Annotated in this window: 15 protein-coding genes and 2 pseudogenes; 7 read left to right on the top strand and 10 right to left on the bottom strand. The window is 53.5% G+C overall.

From position 1 onward, the window contains the following. Positions 1-62: 62 nt before the first annotated feature. Positions 63-1,349, bottom strand: coding sequence for a citrate:proton symporter (locus tag EQV97_RS03670; RefSeq protein ID WP_240888436.1), 1,287 nt, complete (start codon positions 1,347-1,349; stop codon positions 63-65). A gap of 106 nt (positions 1,350-1,455) precedes the next feature. After that, positions 1,456-2,382 carry an SMP-30/gluconolactonase/LRE family protein gene (locus EQV97_RS03665; protein WP_240888435.1) on the bottom strand — a complete coding sequence of 309 codons (927 nt, stop codon included), beginning with the start codon at positions 2,380-2,382 and terminating at the stop codon, positions 1,456-1,458. A gap of 332 nt (positions 2,383-2,714) precedes the next feature. Here EQV97_RS03665 and EQV97_RS03660 point away from each other — a divergent pair, with 332 nt between their 5' ends. The 7 genes from EQV97_RS03660 to EQV97_RS03630 all read left to right on the top strand — a co-directional run bounded on the left by EQV97_RS03660 (position 2,715) and on the right by EQV97_RS03630 (position 8,874). After that, positions 2,715-3,656: a hydroxymethylglutaryl-CoA lyase gene (locus tag EQV97_RS03660; protein WP_122840423.1), complete on the top strand. Its 942-nt coding sequence runs from the start codon at positions 2,715-2,717 to the stop codon at positions 3,654-3,656. Beyond that, positions 3,653-4,852: a CaiB/BaiF CoA-transferase family protein gene (locus tag EQV97_RS03655; protein WP_240888434.1), complete on the top strand. Its 1,200-nt coding sequence runs from the start codon at positions 3,653-3,655 to the stop codon at positions 4,850-4,852. Before EQV97_RS03660 ends, EQV97_RS03655 begins: the two co-directional genes overlap by 4 nt. Positions 4,853-4,929: 77 nt before the next feature. Then, a complete protein-coding gene (locus EQV97_RS03650) occupies positions 4,930-6,249 on the top strand; it encodes an MFS transporter (RefSeq protein ID WP_240888433.1) in 1,320 nt (439 codons plus the stop codon). Positions 6,250-6,371: 122 nt separating this feature from the next. Further along, a complete protein-coding gene (locus tag EQV97_RS03645; protein ID WP_122840424.1) occupies positions 6,372-7,139 on the top strand; it encodes an IclR family transcriptional regulator in 768 nt (255 codons plus the stop codon). Then, a complete protein-coding gene (locus EQV97_RS03640) occupies positions 7,132-7,464 on the top strand; it encodes a histone-like nucleoid-structuring protein, MvaT/MvaU family (protein ID WP_240888674.1) in 333 nt (110 codons plus the stop codon). The genes EQV97_RS03645 and EQV97_RS03640 overlap by 8 nt, the downstream gene beginning before the upstream one ends. 191 nt (positions 7,465-7,655) lie before the next feature. Next, complete coding sequence (locus EQV97_RS03635; protein ID WP_240888432.1) at positions 7,656-8,057, top strand: putative quinol monooxygenase; 402 nt, start codon at positions 7,656-7,658, stop codon at positions 8,055-8,057. 418 nt (positions 8,058-8,475) lie between these two features. Beyond that, positions 8,476-8,874, top strand: a complete 399-nt coding sequence (locus tag EQV97_RS03630) for a GFA family protein (protein WP_240888431.1) — start codon at positions 8,476-8,478, stop codon at positions 8,872-8,874. A gap of 26 nt (positions 8,875-8,900) precedes the next feature. Here the strand turns inward: EQV97_RS03630 and EQV97_RS03625 are convergent. The 8 genes and pseudogenes from EQV97_RS03625 to EQV97_RS03590 form a co-directional block, all read right to left on the bottom strand. Continuing rightward, positions 8,901-9,011: pseudogene (locus EQV97_RS03625) on the bottom strand (transposase domain-containing protein); the annotation flags it as partial. An 84-nt stretch (positions 9,012-9,095) separates the two neighbouring features. After that, the gene (locus tag EQV97_RS03620) at positions 9,096-9,458 is read right to left on the bottom strand and encodes a response regulator (protein WP_240888430.1); all 363 of its coding nucleotides are present in this window, start codon (positions 9,456-9,458) and stop codon (positions 9,096-9,098) included. A 23-nt stretch (positions 9,459-9,481) separates the two neighbouring features. Then, a pseudogene (locus EQV97_RS03615) lies at positions 9,482-10,923 on the bottom strand (ATPase domain-containing protein). Positions 10,924-11,113: 190 nt separating this feature from the next. Then, the gene (locus tag EQV97_RS03610; protein ID WP_240888429.1) at positions 11,114-11,602 is read right to left on the bottom strand and encodes a copper chaperone PCu(A)C; all 489 of its coding nucleotides are present in this window, start codon (positions 11,600-11,602) and stop codon (positions 11,114-11,116) included. Next, complete coding sequence (locus EQV97_RS03605; protein WP_240888428.1) at positions 11,602-12,207, bottom strand: SCO family protein; 606 nt, start codon at positions 12,205-12,207, stop codon at positions 11,602-11,604. Before EQV97_RS03605 ends, EQV97_RS03610 begins: the two co-directional genes overlap by 1 nt. Before the next feature lie 157 nt (positions 12,208-12,364). Next, positions 12,365-12,796 (bottom strand): copper uptake system-associated protein, encoded by a 432-nt coding sequence (locus EQV97_RS03600; protein ID WP_240888427.1) that lies wholly within the window; start codon positions 12,794-12,796, stop codon positions 12,365-12,367. A 63-nt stretch (positions 12,797-12,859) separates the two neighbouring features. Beyond that, on the bottom strand, positions 12,860-14,782 hold the full coding sequence (locus EQV97_RS03595) for a TonB-dependent receptor (protein WP_240888426.1): 1,923 nt from the start codon (positions 14,780-14,782) through the stop codon (positions 12,860-12,862). Between the two features lie 276 nt (positions 14,783-15,058). Then, positions 15,059-15,439, bottom strand: a complete 381-nt coding sequence (locus tag EQV97_RS03590; RefSeq protein WP_240888425.1) for a DUF2946 domain-containing protein — start codon at positions 15,437-15,439, stop codon at positions 15,059-15,061. Positions 15,440-15,489: the final 50 nt, after the last annotated feature.

Raw genomic sequence — 15,489 nt, 5'->3', positions numbered from 1 at the left:
GGGCCCTTTTTATTTATTCGGTTTCCAGGACTCGGATTTTGGCTGGGCACCTGTCACATCAGTCAGTTAATGACTGTTATCGCCCCAATTCCGATTGCAGTCATAAGCATCACTAAGACCGTTCCGAACGTCCATTTCAGGGAGACTCGCTGGTTGTCGCCGTAGTCAATATCCAACAGCCCGCATAGCAGGTAAGTCGATGCAACCAGAGGGCTGAGGAGGTGGACGGGCTGGCCAATCAGTGACGCAATTGCCATTTCATTCGGGCCAATCCCATAGTGAGCAGCCGTCTCTGCAAGGATGGGCAACACACCGAAGTAAAACGCATCGTTGGTCAGTACATAAGTGAACGGCATGCTCAGCAGGGCTGTGATCAGCGACATGTAATGACCAGCCTGTTCTGGCAGGATCATGATGAGGTTATCCGAGATCGCCTTGATCATCCCTGTGCCACTCATGATGCCGACGAATATGCCTGCAGCAAAGATCAGCAGAGTGACCGCCATGACGTTATCAGCATGGCGGGCTATGACTTCTTTTTGCTGTTTCAAGCTTGGATAGTTAACTAGGCAAGCTAAACCAAACGCCAGCATGAACAGAATCGGCAGGGGCATGAGGCTAAGCATCATGCCGGCGATCAGCGTCAGCGTCAGCACAACGTTGAACAAGAACTTCGGATCTTTGAGCCGAATGTGCGCATAACCATCCAGCACTTCGTCCTCACTCACCGTCACAACGCCGAGCCGACGATATTCCATGCGTCCCAGCCACCAAGCGGCAAGAACAACCCAGACGGCGCCGGCGATCATGATCGGTATCATCTCCAGAAACAGCGCGGTGATATCGACATGCATAGCGCTGGCCGCGCGAGAAAACGGCCCCGCCCAAGGCAGTATGTTCATCACGCCGATGGCCATTAGCAAAACGGTCGCCATCACCTGCAGCCGTATCCCGGTCAGGCGGTATAACGGCAAAAAGGCTGCAGTGGCAATGATGTAGGTGGTTGCGCCATCGCCATCGAGGCCAACACACAAACCCAGAATGGCAGTGCCCACGACGATCTTCCGGGGGTCGCCTTTTACCAGGCGCAGCAATACTTTAATCAGCGGATTGAAGAGCCCTGCGTCGGTCATCAGGCAGAAGTAGAGAATCGCAAAGGTCAGCATGATGCCCGTCGGCGCGAGCATTTTTATGCCGTCGTACATCATTGCGCCGAGTTGGGTCGCAAAGCCTCCCAGGCACCCGAACACGACAGGAACGAGTAACAGCGCTACTAGGGGAGATAGTCGCTTGCTCATGATCAGGTACATGAAGCAAACGATCATGGCGTAGCTTAAGAAGATCAGCATGAGTGTCCCTTTTATTAGACTTGTAGGGCTGGTGCGTCGTGCGCACGCTTTTTTCGGGCCGAACGAATCCCGTGCGGGCAGCACTAGGAATTCAGAGCGTCATAGGCTAGCTATGGGAATACATGGGTGACCCGGCGTGTTCGAGATCGGCTACCAATATCGAACCGGTGGAGGAGTCGGTGATGAACAATTGCTTGTTGCCCGCACCACCGAACGCCAAGTTGGTCAGGGTGCGTCCATCGGTGCACGATCGAATCCGATACAGCGGCACTGCATGGGGGTCGAACACCCAGACGCAGGCATTCCCGGCATCGCACACATAAAGATTACCGACGCAGTCTAGTGCTAGGCCATCGGCCCCACTGACACCTCCCGCCATTGCGGCGAAGATGCCAACTTTGCTGGTTCCCCCATCGCTTTGAATCGGCAGGCGCCAGATTGCATTGCCGCGTGTCATCGCAACGAATAGCGCATTCTGCTGAAGATTCATCACCAGGCCATTCGGGCTTGGGCCGTTGTCTATCAAACGGGTCAGGATTTCTTTATCCAGGTCGTAGGCAAATACACGTCCGCTGGGATCCTGTTGGCCGGTCTGACCTTGATCGGTGAAGTAGAGCTTTCCGCTTTCATCAAAGAACAGATCGTTTACGCCTTTGAATCCTTCACTACGGCTGTGCGTAAGAAATGGCGCAATTGAGCCGGTGTTTGGATCGAGTACAAGAATGCCCTGCTTGTAGTCGGCAATGAAAACTCGACCATCCCGGTGGATTTTCAGTCCGTTCGGCCAACCGTCATATTCCGCAACCAGCGTCCAATTGCCCAACGGGTCTATTCGAAAAATACGACCGTAGGGAATATCAGTTACGTAGAGGTTTCCGCTTACATCGAAGGATGGCCCTTCTAGAAAACTTTTGACGTTCTGTCCGGGTTTGTTAGCACGTACCCACTCGGAGTCACCATCCTTCCAGAAGGCCTCAGGCATCGTAGTAAATACGCGAGTCGGTAAATCACGCGGGGGGGCATAAAGGCTCACAAAGTCGACTCCTACACGGGCGCCGAACAAGACAGGTATCGACCTTCGAGGGTGAAAAAGTCTGTTCTTCGCATTGTTGTTGTTCTGTCAGACAGAATTAAATATCTTCTGGCAGAACAAATGTCGATCTATTTTCCTTCCCTGTCAACCCACCTGCTGCCGTACGGCACTGATTCGACCATCTGCGCTTGCGTCGTTTAAATCAAAAACCCCAACTCACCGGAATTATAGATGGGTGGCGTTGACAGCTTGAATTCATGCGCTCATTATTTATTTCAGAACATTGTTCTATCAGATAGAACGTACGCAATTCAACACCCGGAGAACCGGCGATGAACGATAAAAGCAACGTAGATATCCTGATCAGTGAGGTAGGCCCACGGGATGGGTTGCAGAGCGTCAATGCAACGATGCCGACTGAGCTGAAAAAGCACTGGCTAACTTCGCTGGCCGACGCCGGGCTTCGAGAAATCGAGATTGGGTCTTTTGTCTCACCCAAGCTGCTGCCACAGATGGCTGATGCAGCAGAACTGGTCGCTCACCTTCGGCAAAGACAGGATGTATTCGTCACCGCCCTGGTGCCTAACCTCAAGGGCGCAGAGGCAGCGTTCAAATCCGGCGTTCAGAAAATTACGATGCCGATTTCCGTCAGCGAACCGCATTCACTTGCCAATATCCGCAAGACCCATGAGCAGGTTTACGAAGAGGTGCGTTCTATTGTCACCCTTCGAAACGAGCAATTTCCTCATGTCGAGATCGAGTCCGGCCTATCGACGGTATTCGGCTGCACGATTCAAGGTGTAGTCCCGGAATACGATGTGATTCGCATGGCTTTGCGCATGGTCGAGTTGGGCGTTGATGAGGTCGGTCTGGCCGATACCGTCGGCTATGCGAACCCGGCTCAAGTACGCCGTCTTTTCACTCGGTTGCGTAGCGAGATAGGTGCTAAAGCAGGCAGTGCGCATTTCCACAACACTCGTGGTCAAGGGTTGGCCAACGTGGTTGCCGCGCTGGATGTTGGCGTCACGACGATCGACGCTTCCCAAGGCGGTCTCGGAGGATGCCCTTACGCACCAGGTGCCTCGGGAAACATCGTCACCGAAGATCTCGTCTATCTGCTCGAATCCATGGGGCTACGTACCGGTGTCGACATCGACAAACTGGTAGCGGCCCGTGAGTGGCTCAAACAAGGGTTGCCGGGCGAACCGCTCTACGGGTTTATCCCGGACGCTGGAGTGGGTAAAAACTTTCAATACGCCGGGGGCGCGCAATGAGCATGCAAAATCAGAACATCCAGACATTGCCGCTGGCGGGCATCCGGGTTGTCGAGTTTGTGCACATGGTCATGGGCCCTACGTGCGGTTTGGTACTCGCAGATCTAGGTGCGGAGGTGATCAAGGTCGAACCAACGCCTGAGGGCGACAATACGCGCCGCTTGACGGGTTCTGGCGCGGGTTACTGGATGACCTACAACCGCAATAAGAAAAGCTTTGCTGTCGACATCAAGTCGGAGGATGGCATGGCCGCAGTACGCAAGCTGATTGAGAGCGCGGATGTGGTCACCGAGAATTTTCGGCCAGGCGCGATGGAGAAGCTTGGGCTGGGTTATGAAGACGTGAAAGCTTTCAAGCCCGACATCATCTACAGCTCCATGAAAGGTTTTTTGCCTGGCCCGTATGAGCACCGAACGGCGCTGGATGAAGTGGTGCAGATGATGACTGGGTTGGCCTACATGACGGGCCCTGAAGGCCGTCCATTGCGGGCGGGTGCTTCGGTTAACGATGTGATGGGGGGAATGTTCAGCGCCATTTCGATCCTCGCAGCACTTTGGCAACGCAAGGCCACCGGTGAGGGCCAATTTGTCCAAACGGGCCTTTTTGAAAACTCAGCTTTTCTGGTAGGCCAGCACATGATGCAAATGGCAACCACAGGAAAGCCCGCAGCCCCAATGCCCAGCCGACTTTCAGCGTGGGCAATCTATGACGTCTTCACCACGCTGGATGATGAGCAGGTTTTCATGGGCGTAGTGAGCGACAGTCAATGGGTCAGTTTCTGTGAGGCCTTCGGTTTCGATCAGTTGGGCCGTGACCCCGATCTGGCGAAAAATACCCAGCGCGTCCAGGCTCGTTCAAAAATTCTTCCCCTGGTGAAGGAGCGGCTCGCCAGCCTCAGCAAACATGCCGTCATGGCCATGTGTGAGCAAGCAGGTTTGCCTTTTTCTCCCATCCAGCGTCCTCAGGATCTGTTCGAGGATCCACATCTGAATGCCTCTGGAGGCCTGGCACACCTCTCCTTGGAAAACGGCGAAGAAGTAAAGGTACCTATGCTGCCGTTCGAGATGAATGGTCGGCGCATGGATGCTCGTCTGAATGTGCCTCGGTTAGGCAGCCATTCAGAAGAGCTGCTCGGCGAGATGGGTTATGACTCCAAGGATATCGAGTCTTTGCGAGGTCGTGGCGTCGTCCGCTAACCCTCAAGCCTGTAGCAAATTCGCTGACGGTTTTTCCCGCCGTCAGCCATATAAAAATAAAGTTGAGGAACCCCGTCATGGCTATTGTCACGACATCTCCGAAAAGTCCAAAAGCCTTCACGGCACAACCTCTCGATGCAGAACAAACCCGTGTGCTTCACAAGGCTGCGTGGCGATTGATTCCGTTGCTTGCGCTCGCCTATTTTTTCAATTACCTGGATCGCACCAGCGTAGGTTATGCCGCGCTGCAAATGACTGATGATCTGGGGCTGACCGCTACTCAGTTTGGGCTTGGCGCAGGGATCATGTTTTTTGGGTACTGCTTATGTGAAGTCCCCAGCAACCTCGCAATGTATCGATTCGGCGCCCGGCTCTGGATGGCCCGGATCATGATCACATGGGGACTGGCCGCCGCCGCAACAGCTCTGGTAGTCGGGCCTTACAGTTTCTATGTGGTAAGGCTGATCCTCGGTATCGCCGAAGCAGGTTTCTTTCCTGGCGTTATCTTCTTCCTGACGTTGTGGTTCCCAGCGCAGTACCGCACAAGGGTGCTGGCATGGTTCACAGTGGCCACACCTATTTCATTCCTGGTAGGGGGCCCACTCTCTATTTGGCTCTTGCAGATGCATGGCTTTCTCGGACTCGCCGGCTGGCAATGGATGTTCATCATCGAGGGGATTCCAGCCTGTATTTTGGGATTGATCACATTGAAAGTGCTCACCAACCACCCCTCAGAAGCAAAGTGGTTGACATCTCGTGAGCGTGATTTGATCGCCGGCATGCTGGCGGAAGAACAAAGTAAGGGACAACACAGTCATGGTTTCAAGGCAGCGCTAAGGGATCCCAGGGTGTGGATTCTCAGCTCGATCACCTTCAGCTTCACCTTAGGCTCCTACGGTATCGGCATCTGGTTGCCACAGATGCTCAAGGCCCACGGCGTAGAAGTGAGCATGATTGGTTGGGTAGCGGCGATTCCCTACTTCTTCGCAACCATCGGCCTTTTGATCTGGGCAAAACATGTTGATCGCACCGGCAAGGGAATTCTTAACCTTACGCTTGCTATGCTGCTTGCAGGTTTGGCGCTGCTGTTCGCGTTGCAGATGAATGCGTTGGCTCCCGCATTGGCCGGTATCACCTTGGCTTTGGTCGGTACGATTGCAGGAAAAACAATTTTTTACACACTGCCAGGCAAGTTTCTTCGCGGTCAGGCAGCTGCGGGTGGTATTGCCTTGATCAACTCGATTGGTGCCTTCGGTGGTTTTGTGGGCCCCTATCTGATGGGGTTTCTCAAGGACTACACCGGCTCATTCACAGCAGGGCTGATGGTGATGGGATGCATCATGTTTGTGGCTGCGGCGATGGTCATGTCATTGCGCCTGTTTCTACGCGAGGATTGACGCACTGGCTCCTGGGCTGCTCAGAAGGTATCTTAAGTTCATTGAAATTGTCTTGCAGGCAATTACAGCTGTGCTACTGCTGCTGGATTGCCTTGCGAGCTCAGACCTGACGTTGAGTGACTATGAACACCGAATCTGATACAGGCCTTTCTGATCAATCCAACGGCGTTGAAGGAGGCGGGGTCGCCGCTGTGGATCGAGCCTTTGCGATTCTAGCTGCCTTCCAGGTTGAACAGGAAAGCCTGACATTGGCTGAGCTTGCGAGGCGAACCGGGCTCTACAAAAGTACAATTCTGCGGTTGATTACTTCGTTGGAGAAAGCCGGTTTTGTGCGCCGTCTGAGTGACGGTAGCTATTCTGTCGGGCCTGAGCCTCTTCGTTTGTCGCAGCTGTACCAGGCCTCGTTCCGACTTCGTGATGTCATCCATCCATTGTTGGAGTCAATAGCAGAGGAGAGTGGGGAAACGTCCTCTTTCTATGTGTTGGAGAACGGCAGCAGGGTGGTGCTGTTTCGTGTTGAGCCTAAGCGAGCAGTGCGCGTTTCCGTACTGGAGGGCTCGCGCTTCCCTTTGCATGCAGGCGCTTCAGGAAAAATTCTTCGAGCTTTTTCTCGGCAGGGGGATCCTACGTTGACGGAAGTACGGGAGCGTTTCTGGGCTAGCTCTTTTGGCGAACGAGATCCAGAGACAACCGCTGTATCAGTTCCTGTTTTTTCGCTGGGCTATGAGCTAAAGGGCGCACTCACGCTCTCTGGCCCATCTGATCGCCTATTGCAAGAGCATGTTCAACACGCAGCGTCAATTTTGCTACGTAACGCCATCATTGCAACGAGTGCCTTGGGCGGTAGTAATGCAGAGCTGAGAGAGGCGCTTAAACGACTGAATCCTTAAGAACTGCCATTTCTGGTGGCTCGAAGCCCTGAAAGGCGACGCTGGCCTCAAGAAAGAAATCGAATTTGAAACGAAGCTACGAGCTTTGCTCGCCGAGTACAGCTACAGCCTGCCCAACGTGATCAACTTGCTTGATCCTAAGGCTGGCCGTCGTGCACCTGCTGCCGAATCCAAAGCAGGCGCTCGGAAGCCCCGCCAAGTAAAGGTCTACAAGAACCCGCACACCGGCGAAGTCGTAGAGACCAAAGGCGGCAATCACAAAACGCTGAAAGAATGGAAAGCAGAGCACGGCTCCGCGACCGTTGAGTCCTGGCTGACCAAGTAATATTGGTTTGAGTACAAAAGGGCCTAGAGGGCCCTTTTTGTGGGTGTCAAAATTCCACCCTCCCACGTACATGAGCGAGGCGATGAGTATGTGGGATGCAGGACTCTGACAGCCCTACCAGGTAAGCCGCCAGACATGTCACCGGCGACCGCTAACTCGGCAAACTTAATAAGCGTGCCATGGAGGCAAAAATGAAGAAGCTGATGCGAACATTAGGAGTCATCGTAATGCTCGGTGTACCCACACAGCAGGCGTTATCCGATGAGACTGGCGGAAGAGTCATCCGCATTGCTCAACTTGAAATTGACCCCGCGCAGCTGGCAGCCTACCAGGCAGCAGTCAGGGAGGAGATAACTGAGTCGGTAAGACTCGAGCCTGGTGTCATCTCAATCTACTCAGTAGCAGAGTCTGACCATCCTAATCGCCTACATTTTTTCGAAATTTATGCCGACGATGCAGCCTACAAGAGCCATATTGCGTCAGCGCATTTTCAAAAATATGCGGCGACTACTCAGTCGATGATTCTCTCAAAGCGCCTAATAGCTACGCATCCTGTACAGCTCAGTCCAGTCCCGACCCCAGTTGGCAAGTAATACGAACGCCATGCCTAGGATGGAGGAGGTGTTCAAATTATTCTGCACTTATGTCATCGCTTACCGATAGCTAGGCTACGGTATGAAGTGGCGTCAATGAAGAGATCGCACCTTCGGGCCTTAAGGCCCGGCTCAACCATTAGCCAAATATTTCCCGCAAGATGTAAGCCACATCCTGCATCGTCTACCCCTTGGTGATAGGTACCCTGCAAAGCCTCGTCAGTTGTAAGCATCCGCTCAATACACCTTGTGGATCACGATTTTTATGCTGTGCGTCCGGCACATATCGTAACCCTGAGAATTAGGGCAGAAAAATTTAGAGGTTTAGAAAATATGTATCTATTGATTGCTCGTCGAGACAGGTTCGATAGCCTACCGCTAAGCTTGACCCTATGACCGCAGGTCAACGGAGTAGTACATGGAAAAAACAACCTATAGTGGCGGATGCGTCTGCGGATGGGTTCGATATGAAGCGCTAGGCCCAGCAGAGAAACCTCATACGTGCTCATGCAAAACTTGCCAGCAGCATACTGGCTCTCTTACTGCCGTGTGGGTCGAGTTTGCGCGAGACAGAGTTAAGTGGATAGGTGCCGGTGGTGCTCCCTCAGCGTTTAGATCTTCAGATTACTCCAGTAGAGCTTTTTGTCCAAAGTGCGGGAGCTCCATCGGTGCAATAGATGACGAACCAACTATCGCATTGCTAGTCGGTGGTTTTGACGACAATGATCTAGAAGCTCTCTTACCGTTGTATCACTCGTACGAGGACAGAAAGCCACGGTGGTGGTACGTTAGTTCGACGGATTCGAAATCAAAGTAAAATTTCTCAAAAGGTACACTCCTCGACTATAGGGGGTTCCATCTTTGGGGCAGTAACTCAGCAGCCTCACTCGCACGCTGCGTCGGCAGCCGCGTCAGCACATCTTTAAGATAGGCATACGGATCATGCCCATTCATCGGTGTAGCTCCTAGCGCCTCCGCCGTAGTAACTCTCACGGGGCGCGATGGTCAGCTCGACCCCATGACGCAGGCGCTCTCGTACTACTCTGACCCCAAGAGCTTTCTAACTTCTGCGATGATCAAATCGATGTTGAATGGCTTTGCCAATACAGCATCAAACAAATCCGATCTCTGCATACCGATATGTGCCTGAGCACCGCTCATCAAGATGATCGGCAAATGATTAGCGGAAGGAAGGGCTCGGACGGCTTTGGCGAATTCCAGGCCGTCCATCACCGGCATCATAAAGTCGGTAATGATCAAGGCAGGCCGTTCTCTATCCAGCACCTCGAGTCCTTTTCGACCATTGCTGGCCGTCACCACCATGAACCCCTCATCCTCCAGCGCAAGGCTGAGAATGTCAGCGATCAAATACTCGTCGTCGACGACCAGGATGGTGGTCATGTTAATTCAACCCACTCAAAAGCCTAAGAAATTGAACCGGGAGATGACTCAGTGGGGACTGAAGGTTCATGTCTTGAAGCCTTTTTCAGGAAAACATCTTGATCACGGATGACGACCTCAAATCGTGAAGGGTCGTAAGAGCTGTCTCGTACTTTAAGAATGGAAAGCGTTCTGCTTAGTTCAGAGTGATTCTCAGAGAATCGCATCAGCATCAGGTTGTCGACGATGCTCGACAGGTCAGAGTTTGGTGCGCTGACCTCGGAGCCAAATAGATCGCGCATTTCCCATGAGGCAAATACCGTAACGCCCCTGGATCGCAGCTCGTTCATCAAAGCACTGAAGAAGTCAGTAATCCGTGCGGGATTTGTCGAGACTCGTGTCATACCGCTAAGGCTATCGATGAACAGGCGCTTGATACCCTTTTCCTCAACGATACTCAGCAGTCGTGCGCCCAGTCCATCGAGCAGGCCTTCAGTAGTTGGCTGCCAGGCAATGCTCAGGGCGCCGCTGTCTTCCATGCCTTTGATATCGATACCCAGTGATTGGCCTTTGAGTCGCAAACGTTGTGGGCTCTCGTAGAAGCCAAAATGCAGTCCTGGAGCATCCACCGTTGACTCGGACAGAAATTTGAGACCAGAGTCGTTTTACCAATTCCGGAGGGGCCCATGACCAGAGACACACTGGAACTGTAAAGGCCTCCGCCCAATATGCCGTCCAGTGATCCAATGCCACTGGCAATACGCGTCATGTCGGCGCTGTCGGGGGCGGACGGGTGGCTGTAAAGACTTTCGAGTCGAGGGTAAACCACCAATCCGTTGTCGGTAATCTCACACTCATGAAGGCCTGTCATTGCTCCACTGCCGCGAGTTTTACGCAGTTGAATACGACGCACTGAGCGAGTGCCATATAGCTCTTCACCCATCTCAATCACGCCATCAACCATAGTGTGCTCAGGGCTGCCGTCATCGAGTCGGGAACTGGTAAGAAACAGTACGGTGCAACCCGCGAAAGCAGCGTGCCCTTGCAACTCTGAAATGAATTTCTTGGTGTCGATGTGCGAATCGGCTTTTGAGCGCGCATTGAGTAAGCCGTCTACCACCATCACCGTGGCTTTTTGGCGGCTTATCTCGCGCCGAAGCAGCTTTACTACCTCATCCAGACCTTCGTTTTCCAGGGTGTCAAACGCGCTGACAAATTGAATTTCGGCGCCGACTTTGGAAGAGTCGAAAAAGCTCAGAGTAGAAAGAAATTGAAAAAGGCGGTCATGTGACTCGGCCAGCAGCGTGGCGACCAGAACCCGGCCTCCATTATTCGCGTGATGGAACCCGAGTTGGTTAGCGAGGATCGTTTTTCCAGACCCTGGGCGACCCTGGATTATGTACGAAGCGCCTGCGACCAGCCCTCCCTTGAGCAGAGCGTCGAGACCTTCTATTCCACTTTGGAGGCGTTTTAGCTTTTCCACGATGCGACCCTGATCTGAAAAACAGGCTGTTTAAACCGAGTGGACGGAATGCTATCGCCATTTTCGCTCCGGAGCCATTCACGCCTATTCGCGGAGGGAGGCTAATTGCCGCAGCTCGGTCTATGACGCAATGGGATCTTTAATCAGTGACGTTTACCTGGTCAAACGTCACTGATTTTTATCCTTCAGGTCATCAATTCATCTTGCTGTGATCAGGCATATTCAGAGCCCGCGCTGTGGCTTCAACCTTGATCGACTCCTTCTCGCCTTTGGCATTCTCGACCGACAACATCAGCGGCACCTTGTCGCCCTCTTTGACCTGCTGAACTAGGTCAATAAGCATGATGTGGTAGTTGTGGGGATCCAGAGTGACGGCTTTGCCAGCAGGCAAGGCGACGAACTCTACCGGTTGCATGCTCATCACGTCGTTCTTCATGATCGACTGGTGAACTTGCACGGTTTTAGCCACCGGTGACTGCGCACTGAGCAGCTTGCTGTCGCTGCTTGCCGTGATAGTCATGAACGCTCCGGTCGCTTGTTGTCCTGCAACTGTTGCGCGAACCCACGCGTCGTCTACCTGCGTCTGGGCTGATACCTGGCAAGCCAGTCCCAGTAGAGAACACCCAAGTACGATCTGTCTGACGCGTTGGGTAATGCTGGTTTGATTGAGAGTTGAGTTCATTAGCAGACCTCCATGACAGTGAGCAAATCTTCCGTGCACTCTTGTGCAGAAAGCGAGTGAGACAATCCAAGGCGTAGCGTTCCCCTGGAATCATAAACATAGCTCGTCGCAGTGTGGGAAAGCGTATAAGTTGATCCGCTGGGGACTTTTTCGTAGAACACGCCGAACTCTTTGGCCGTAGCAGCCGTTTCTTCCAGTGTTCCGTAAAGTGCGACAAATGATGGGTCAAAGGTTTTGACGTAGGCGTCGAGCACGGCAGGTGTATCCCGTTCGGGATCCAGCGTGATGAAAATGACCTGGAGACGGTCACCATCCTTGCCCATTAGTTTTTTGATTTTTACTGCTCGGGCCAGAGCGGTGGGGCAGATCGCGGGGCATTGGGTAAATCCGAAGAACACCATCGGCATCATGCCTCGATAGCTCGAGAGCATTCTCACGTCGCCGTCAGTATCTTTTAACTTAAACGTTCGACCGAGGATCTGATTGCTCAGATCCTTGCCGTACTTGTACGACAACTCCCCTCGGGAATCGCAGCCGGTCAGGATGCCCAGACCAAGCAGCCCCATACCTGCAACCACTTTGCGGCGAGTCAGCAAAACGCTCATGGATTAACGCCTTTTGGATCGTCCAGCAGTCCAGTCAACTGTATGGACGCATCATCTTAAAATTAACGTATGGCATCAAAATGACTGATCGATATTTCCCGACTGAACGAGAGGTCAGTCGGGGTCTGCCCTGCTGAATGCATCTAATCGATTCAGCTCAATGAGCCGCTGAAGAGTGCTCTTGGCCTACGTTCACGACTCCTTTGAACAGAGCGAACTGCTTCACCCGATTCGGCGATATAGCGCTTTCTGCCTGTGTCACGGATTGGCTCATATGTACGGCTGCGTCAGGGGCCAATCCGGCGCTGCGTAAGGTGGTCGGATCCAGCAACGCGTCGCCGGCGCACAGCACGACTCGCCAGCCTTTATCGCTTTTTCCTAGCAGTGCGCGACCTCCGCGCTCGCCTTGTGTCCAACCGGCGACAGCGTGATCACCTTCGACCGTAATTGGGCCGACATCAAGCGGAGCATCCGGACGCTCCCAAGTATGGCGCATCAGCTGTTGGATATTTTGTTGATCCGATACAGTGTCAGCGAAAGCCCCCGTGACAAGTGTCATCAAGATTAGAAATAGCGGTGCGAATTTCATGGTGTGTGTCCTTGAGTAGAGGCTGCCGTCGATCACTCGGCAGCCGAGTTCCATCGGGGTCGTTTAGAAGCCCATTTTCACGCCGAGCTGCGCCGAGGTTCCGGGCATTGGATAACCGTTGCGATACTCATAGTTGCGGTCGAATAGGTTTTCTACCGCCACAAAAACCTCACCGACTTTGCCCAGCGCCGGAACCGCATGACCCACCCTCAGGTTCACGACAGTGAAGCTGTCCACCTGTGCGAAGTTCGCGGCCCCTGCGGTACGCTCTTCCGCTAGCACGTACATGTCTCTCTGATACTGGGCATCAGCGCTCAAACGCCAAGGGCCGGTTTCGTAGGTCGTGCCTAACGACAAAGACCGTTTCGGTGCGTAAGGCAGAGTTTTCAGCGACGGATCCAGCCAGGTGAAGCCGACGAAGCTGCTCCAGCTATCGTTCCAGTGCTGCTGCCAAGTGGCCTCGGCGCCCTTGATTTCGTAGTTACCCAAGTTCGTAAATGAGGGCTGTGAAACGGCAGGAGGGAACGCGAACAAATAGCGATCTTTGTACTTGTCCTTGAAGATGGCCAGATCCAGGGTTGCACTCTCGATAGGGTTGAATTTGACCCCCAGTTCTTGGTGATCGAGTTTCTCGGGCTTTAGATCTTTCCAGCTTTCGCCGAGCGCCGGGATTAGGTTCGAGAGAACTGAAGCCTCGAGCCCTGGATAATTGATGCCTCGAGACAGGTTGGCCCGAAACTCGACATTGGAAGTGGACAGCAGCACACCAGCATGCGGCGCTGTAGCGCTTTCGAAGACGTTGTGGTCGTAGGTACGCACTCCGGCAGAAGGCGTTAGTGTCCAGCTGTCATTGAGTTCAAATGCATGGCTGAGAGCAATGTGTGGCGAGATCACTCGCAAGGTTGGCGCGTCGAAGTCGGCACGCGGTGCCGGCGCTATACGTTTGTAAGTCACGTCGCCTTTGCTTTCATCGATGTCCATGCCCAGCGCGACTTCGCCGTTTTGCCAAGGTCGCAGACTTTCTTCCCAGCGCAGGCCTTGCAAGGTGAAGTCGCTGATGGTGTCACCATCGAGCCCAGGTTGATCGAGCGCGCTGCCTCGACCTTCGTTGTGGTAAAGCTTGACGCTACCGTTGCCCCAGTCGTAGTCGTGGTTAAGTGAGAGCGTAGCCAAGGTGCCGCGAGTGTTGAATTCACCTGTCTTGGTCTCTGGTAGACCTTTCTGTCCAGGGTCTGAGGCTTGGTTGTTGGCATGCAACAGCAACAGGCCAGCACTCCAGTTATCGTTTAAACGATAACCTATGCGCGCCAGGCCGTTGTTCAAACGGCCATCGCCATCCGGACGGTCGCCATCGGAGTGAGCGGCTCCTTGCGCTAGCAGGTAGTCCCAATCGCCGCTGCGGCCAATAAGGGAGGCTTGATCGGTCGCTGTGTGGAAACTGCCACCAGTTACCTGCAATTCGCCATGCTGGTTATCGCCCGCTTCAGCAGTACGAGGAGTCAAATCAATTGCGGCAAAGGTGTTGCCGAATTTTTGCGGTTGCGGGCCTTTGTAGACGCTGATGCTTTGCATGGCATTGATCGGTAGCAGATCCAGTAAAGGGTGCCCCCAAACGCCCATGTAAAAAGGCACTCCATCGATGTACGTCTTGATCTCACTGCCTGGTCGGCTGGCACCCATACCACGGATATACACCGCACCACCTTCAGCCCCACCAAACGACCCCACTGGGTTGAATCGTGAAACGGTCACCCCTGGAGTACGGCGCAGCGCGGACGATAGATCTAGCGCGTTGAGGTCGCGGATCTGATCCTGCCCCACCACGGTGGTCAGGCTACCGAAGGAGTCGACCTTGTTCTGGTCGATTACAGAAGAGCCAATCACCGTCGTTTCAGGCAACTCCACAGGTTGATTATCTGCCTGTGCAGCGGCAGTGGCGCCAAACAGTGAAATCGAAACACCGTACCAAATAGCCTTTTGCATCATCCCTTGTGCTCCTTGTTATCGACGAGGCCCTGCTCACTAACGGAGTGTGTGCCTACGTTTTCAATGCCAAAGTTTTCTCGCCTGCGGTGCATCCCCATGCACGGCAGGGACTTGCTGCATCACAAATGAAATAGCCAGCACGGGGCATACCTGATCACACCAGTACGTGATTCAGATCTCGGTATCGGACGCGCACCAACGATGGATCTCTTGGTCATCAAAGGATCCCAGAGATCGAGCTGGCAATAATTGAGCGCTGATGACCGTGGCTATTTATTACAAGGGAGAGGCGCGAGGGTTGGCCGATGGCCAAGAGTAGCGAGGAGGAGCCTTACCGCGGGTTTCAACGGGTTTTCGCTGAACCTGGTTGGTTCGCGCAAGCCAAGCAAGGCAGAACAGGAACACGAGGTTTAAGGTGATTGAGGAGCACATCGGGCAACTGAAGTTGCTGGCCCAATTACTCTTGGACTGGGCAACCAAATCCCCCCCGACATCCGCAACACCCACATTAGATACTGAGCAGAATTGCCCTCCCGCGCCATTGAGGGCCAAGCCACTCATCTGTCCGTGAGCAATACCGCAAGCCAATAGATTGAACAGGACGCAGGCATAGAGCGTCCAGGCAATCAACGAGCGGTCTGTTCGAGTTCTGTTCATGGAAATGACTCTAGCACCCGACTTTTGGGCGTGCCACGTAACGACCATGT

Source organism: Pseudomonas sp. TMW22090 (assembly GCF_022496665.1).
Classification (GTDB): domain Bacteria; phylum Pseudomonadota; class Gammaproteobacteria; order Pseudomonadales; family Pseudomonadaceae; genus Aquipseudomonas; species Aquipseudomonas gregormendelii.
The sequence above is the reverse complement of the archived record's forward strand: the minus strand, read 5'-3'. Positions and strand labels throughout refer to the sequence as shown.

Excerpts from the sequence above, each read along its gene's own strand:
- EQV97_RS03670 (WP_240888436.1), bottom strand. The coding sequence starts at position 1,349 with ATGCTGATCTTCTTAAGCTACGCCATGATCGTTTGCTTCATGTACCTG.
- EQV97_RS03660 (WP_122840423.1), top strand. The coding sequence starts at position 2,715 with ATGAACGATAAAAGCAACGTAGATATCCTGATCAGTGAGGTAGGCCCA.
- EQV97_RS03655 (WP_240888434.1), top strand. The coding sequence starts at position 3,653 with ATGAGCATGCAAAATCAGAACATCCAGACATTGCCGCTGGCGGGCATC.
- EQV97_RS03650 (WP_240888433.1), top strand. The coding sequence starts at position 4,930 with ATGGCTATTGTCACGACATCTCCGAAAAGTCCAAAAGCCTTCACGGCA.
- EQV97_RS03645 (WP_122840424.1), top strand. The coding sequence starts at position 6,372 with ATGAACACCGAATCTGATACAGGCCTTTCTGATCAATCCAACGGCGTT.
- EQV97_RS03635 (WP_240888432.1), top strand. The coding sequence starts at position 7,656 with ATGAAGAAGCTGATGCGAACATTAGGAGTCATCGTAATGCTCGGTGTA.
- EQV97_RS03630 (WP_240888431.1), top strand. The coding sequence starts at position 8,476 with ATGGAAAAAACAACCTATAGTGGCGGATGCGTCTGCGGATGGGTTCGA.
- EQV97_RS03620 (WP_240888430.1), bottom strand. The coding sequence starts at position 9,458 with ATGACCACCATCCTGGTCGTCGACGACGAGTATTTGATCGCTGACATT.
- EQV97_RS03610 (WP_240888429.1), bottom strand. The coding sequence starts at position 11,602 with ATGAACTCAACTCTCAATCAAACCAGCATTACCCAACGCGTCAGACAG.
- EQV97_RS03605 (WP_240888428.1), bottom strand. The coding sequence starts at position 12,207 with ATGAGCGTTTTGCTGACTCGCCGCAAAGTGGTTGCAGGTATGGGGCTG.
- EQV97_RS03600 (WP_240888427.1), bottom strand. The coding sequence starts at position 12,796 with ATGAAATTCGCACCGCTATTTCTAATCTTGATGACACTTGTCACGGGG.
- EQV97_RS03595 (WP_240888426.1), bottom strand. The coding sequence starts at position 14,782 with ATGATGCAAAAGGCTATTTGGTACGGTGTTTCGATTTCACTGTTTGGC.
- EQV97_RS03590 (WP_240888425.1), bottom strand. The coding sequence starts at position 15,439 with ATGAACAGAACTCGAACAGACCGCTCGTTGATTGCCTGGACGCTCTAT.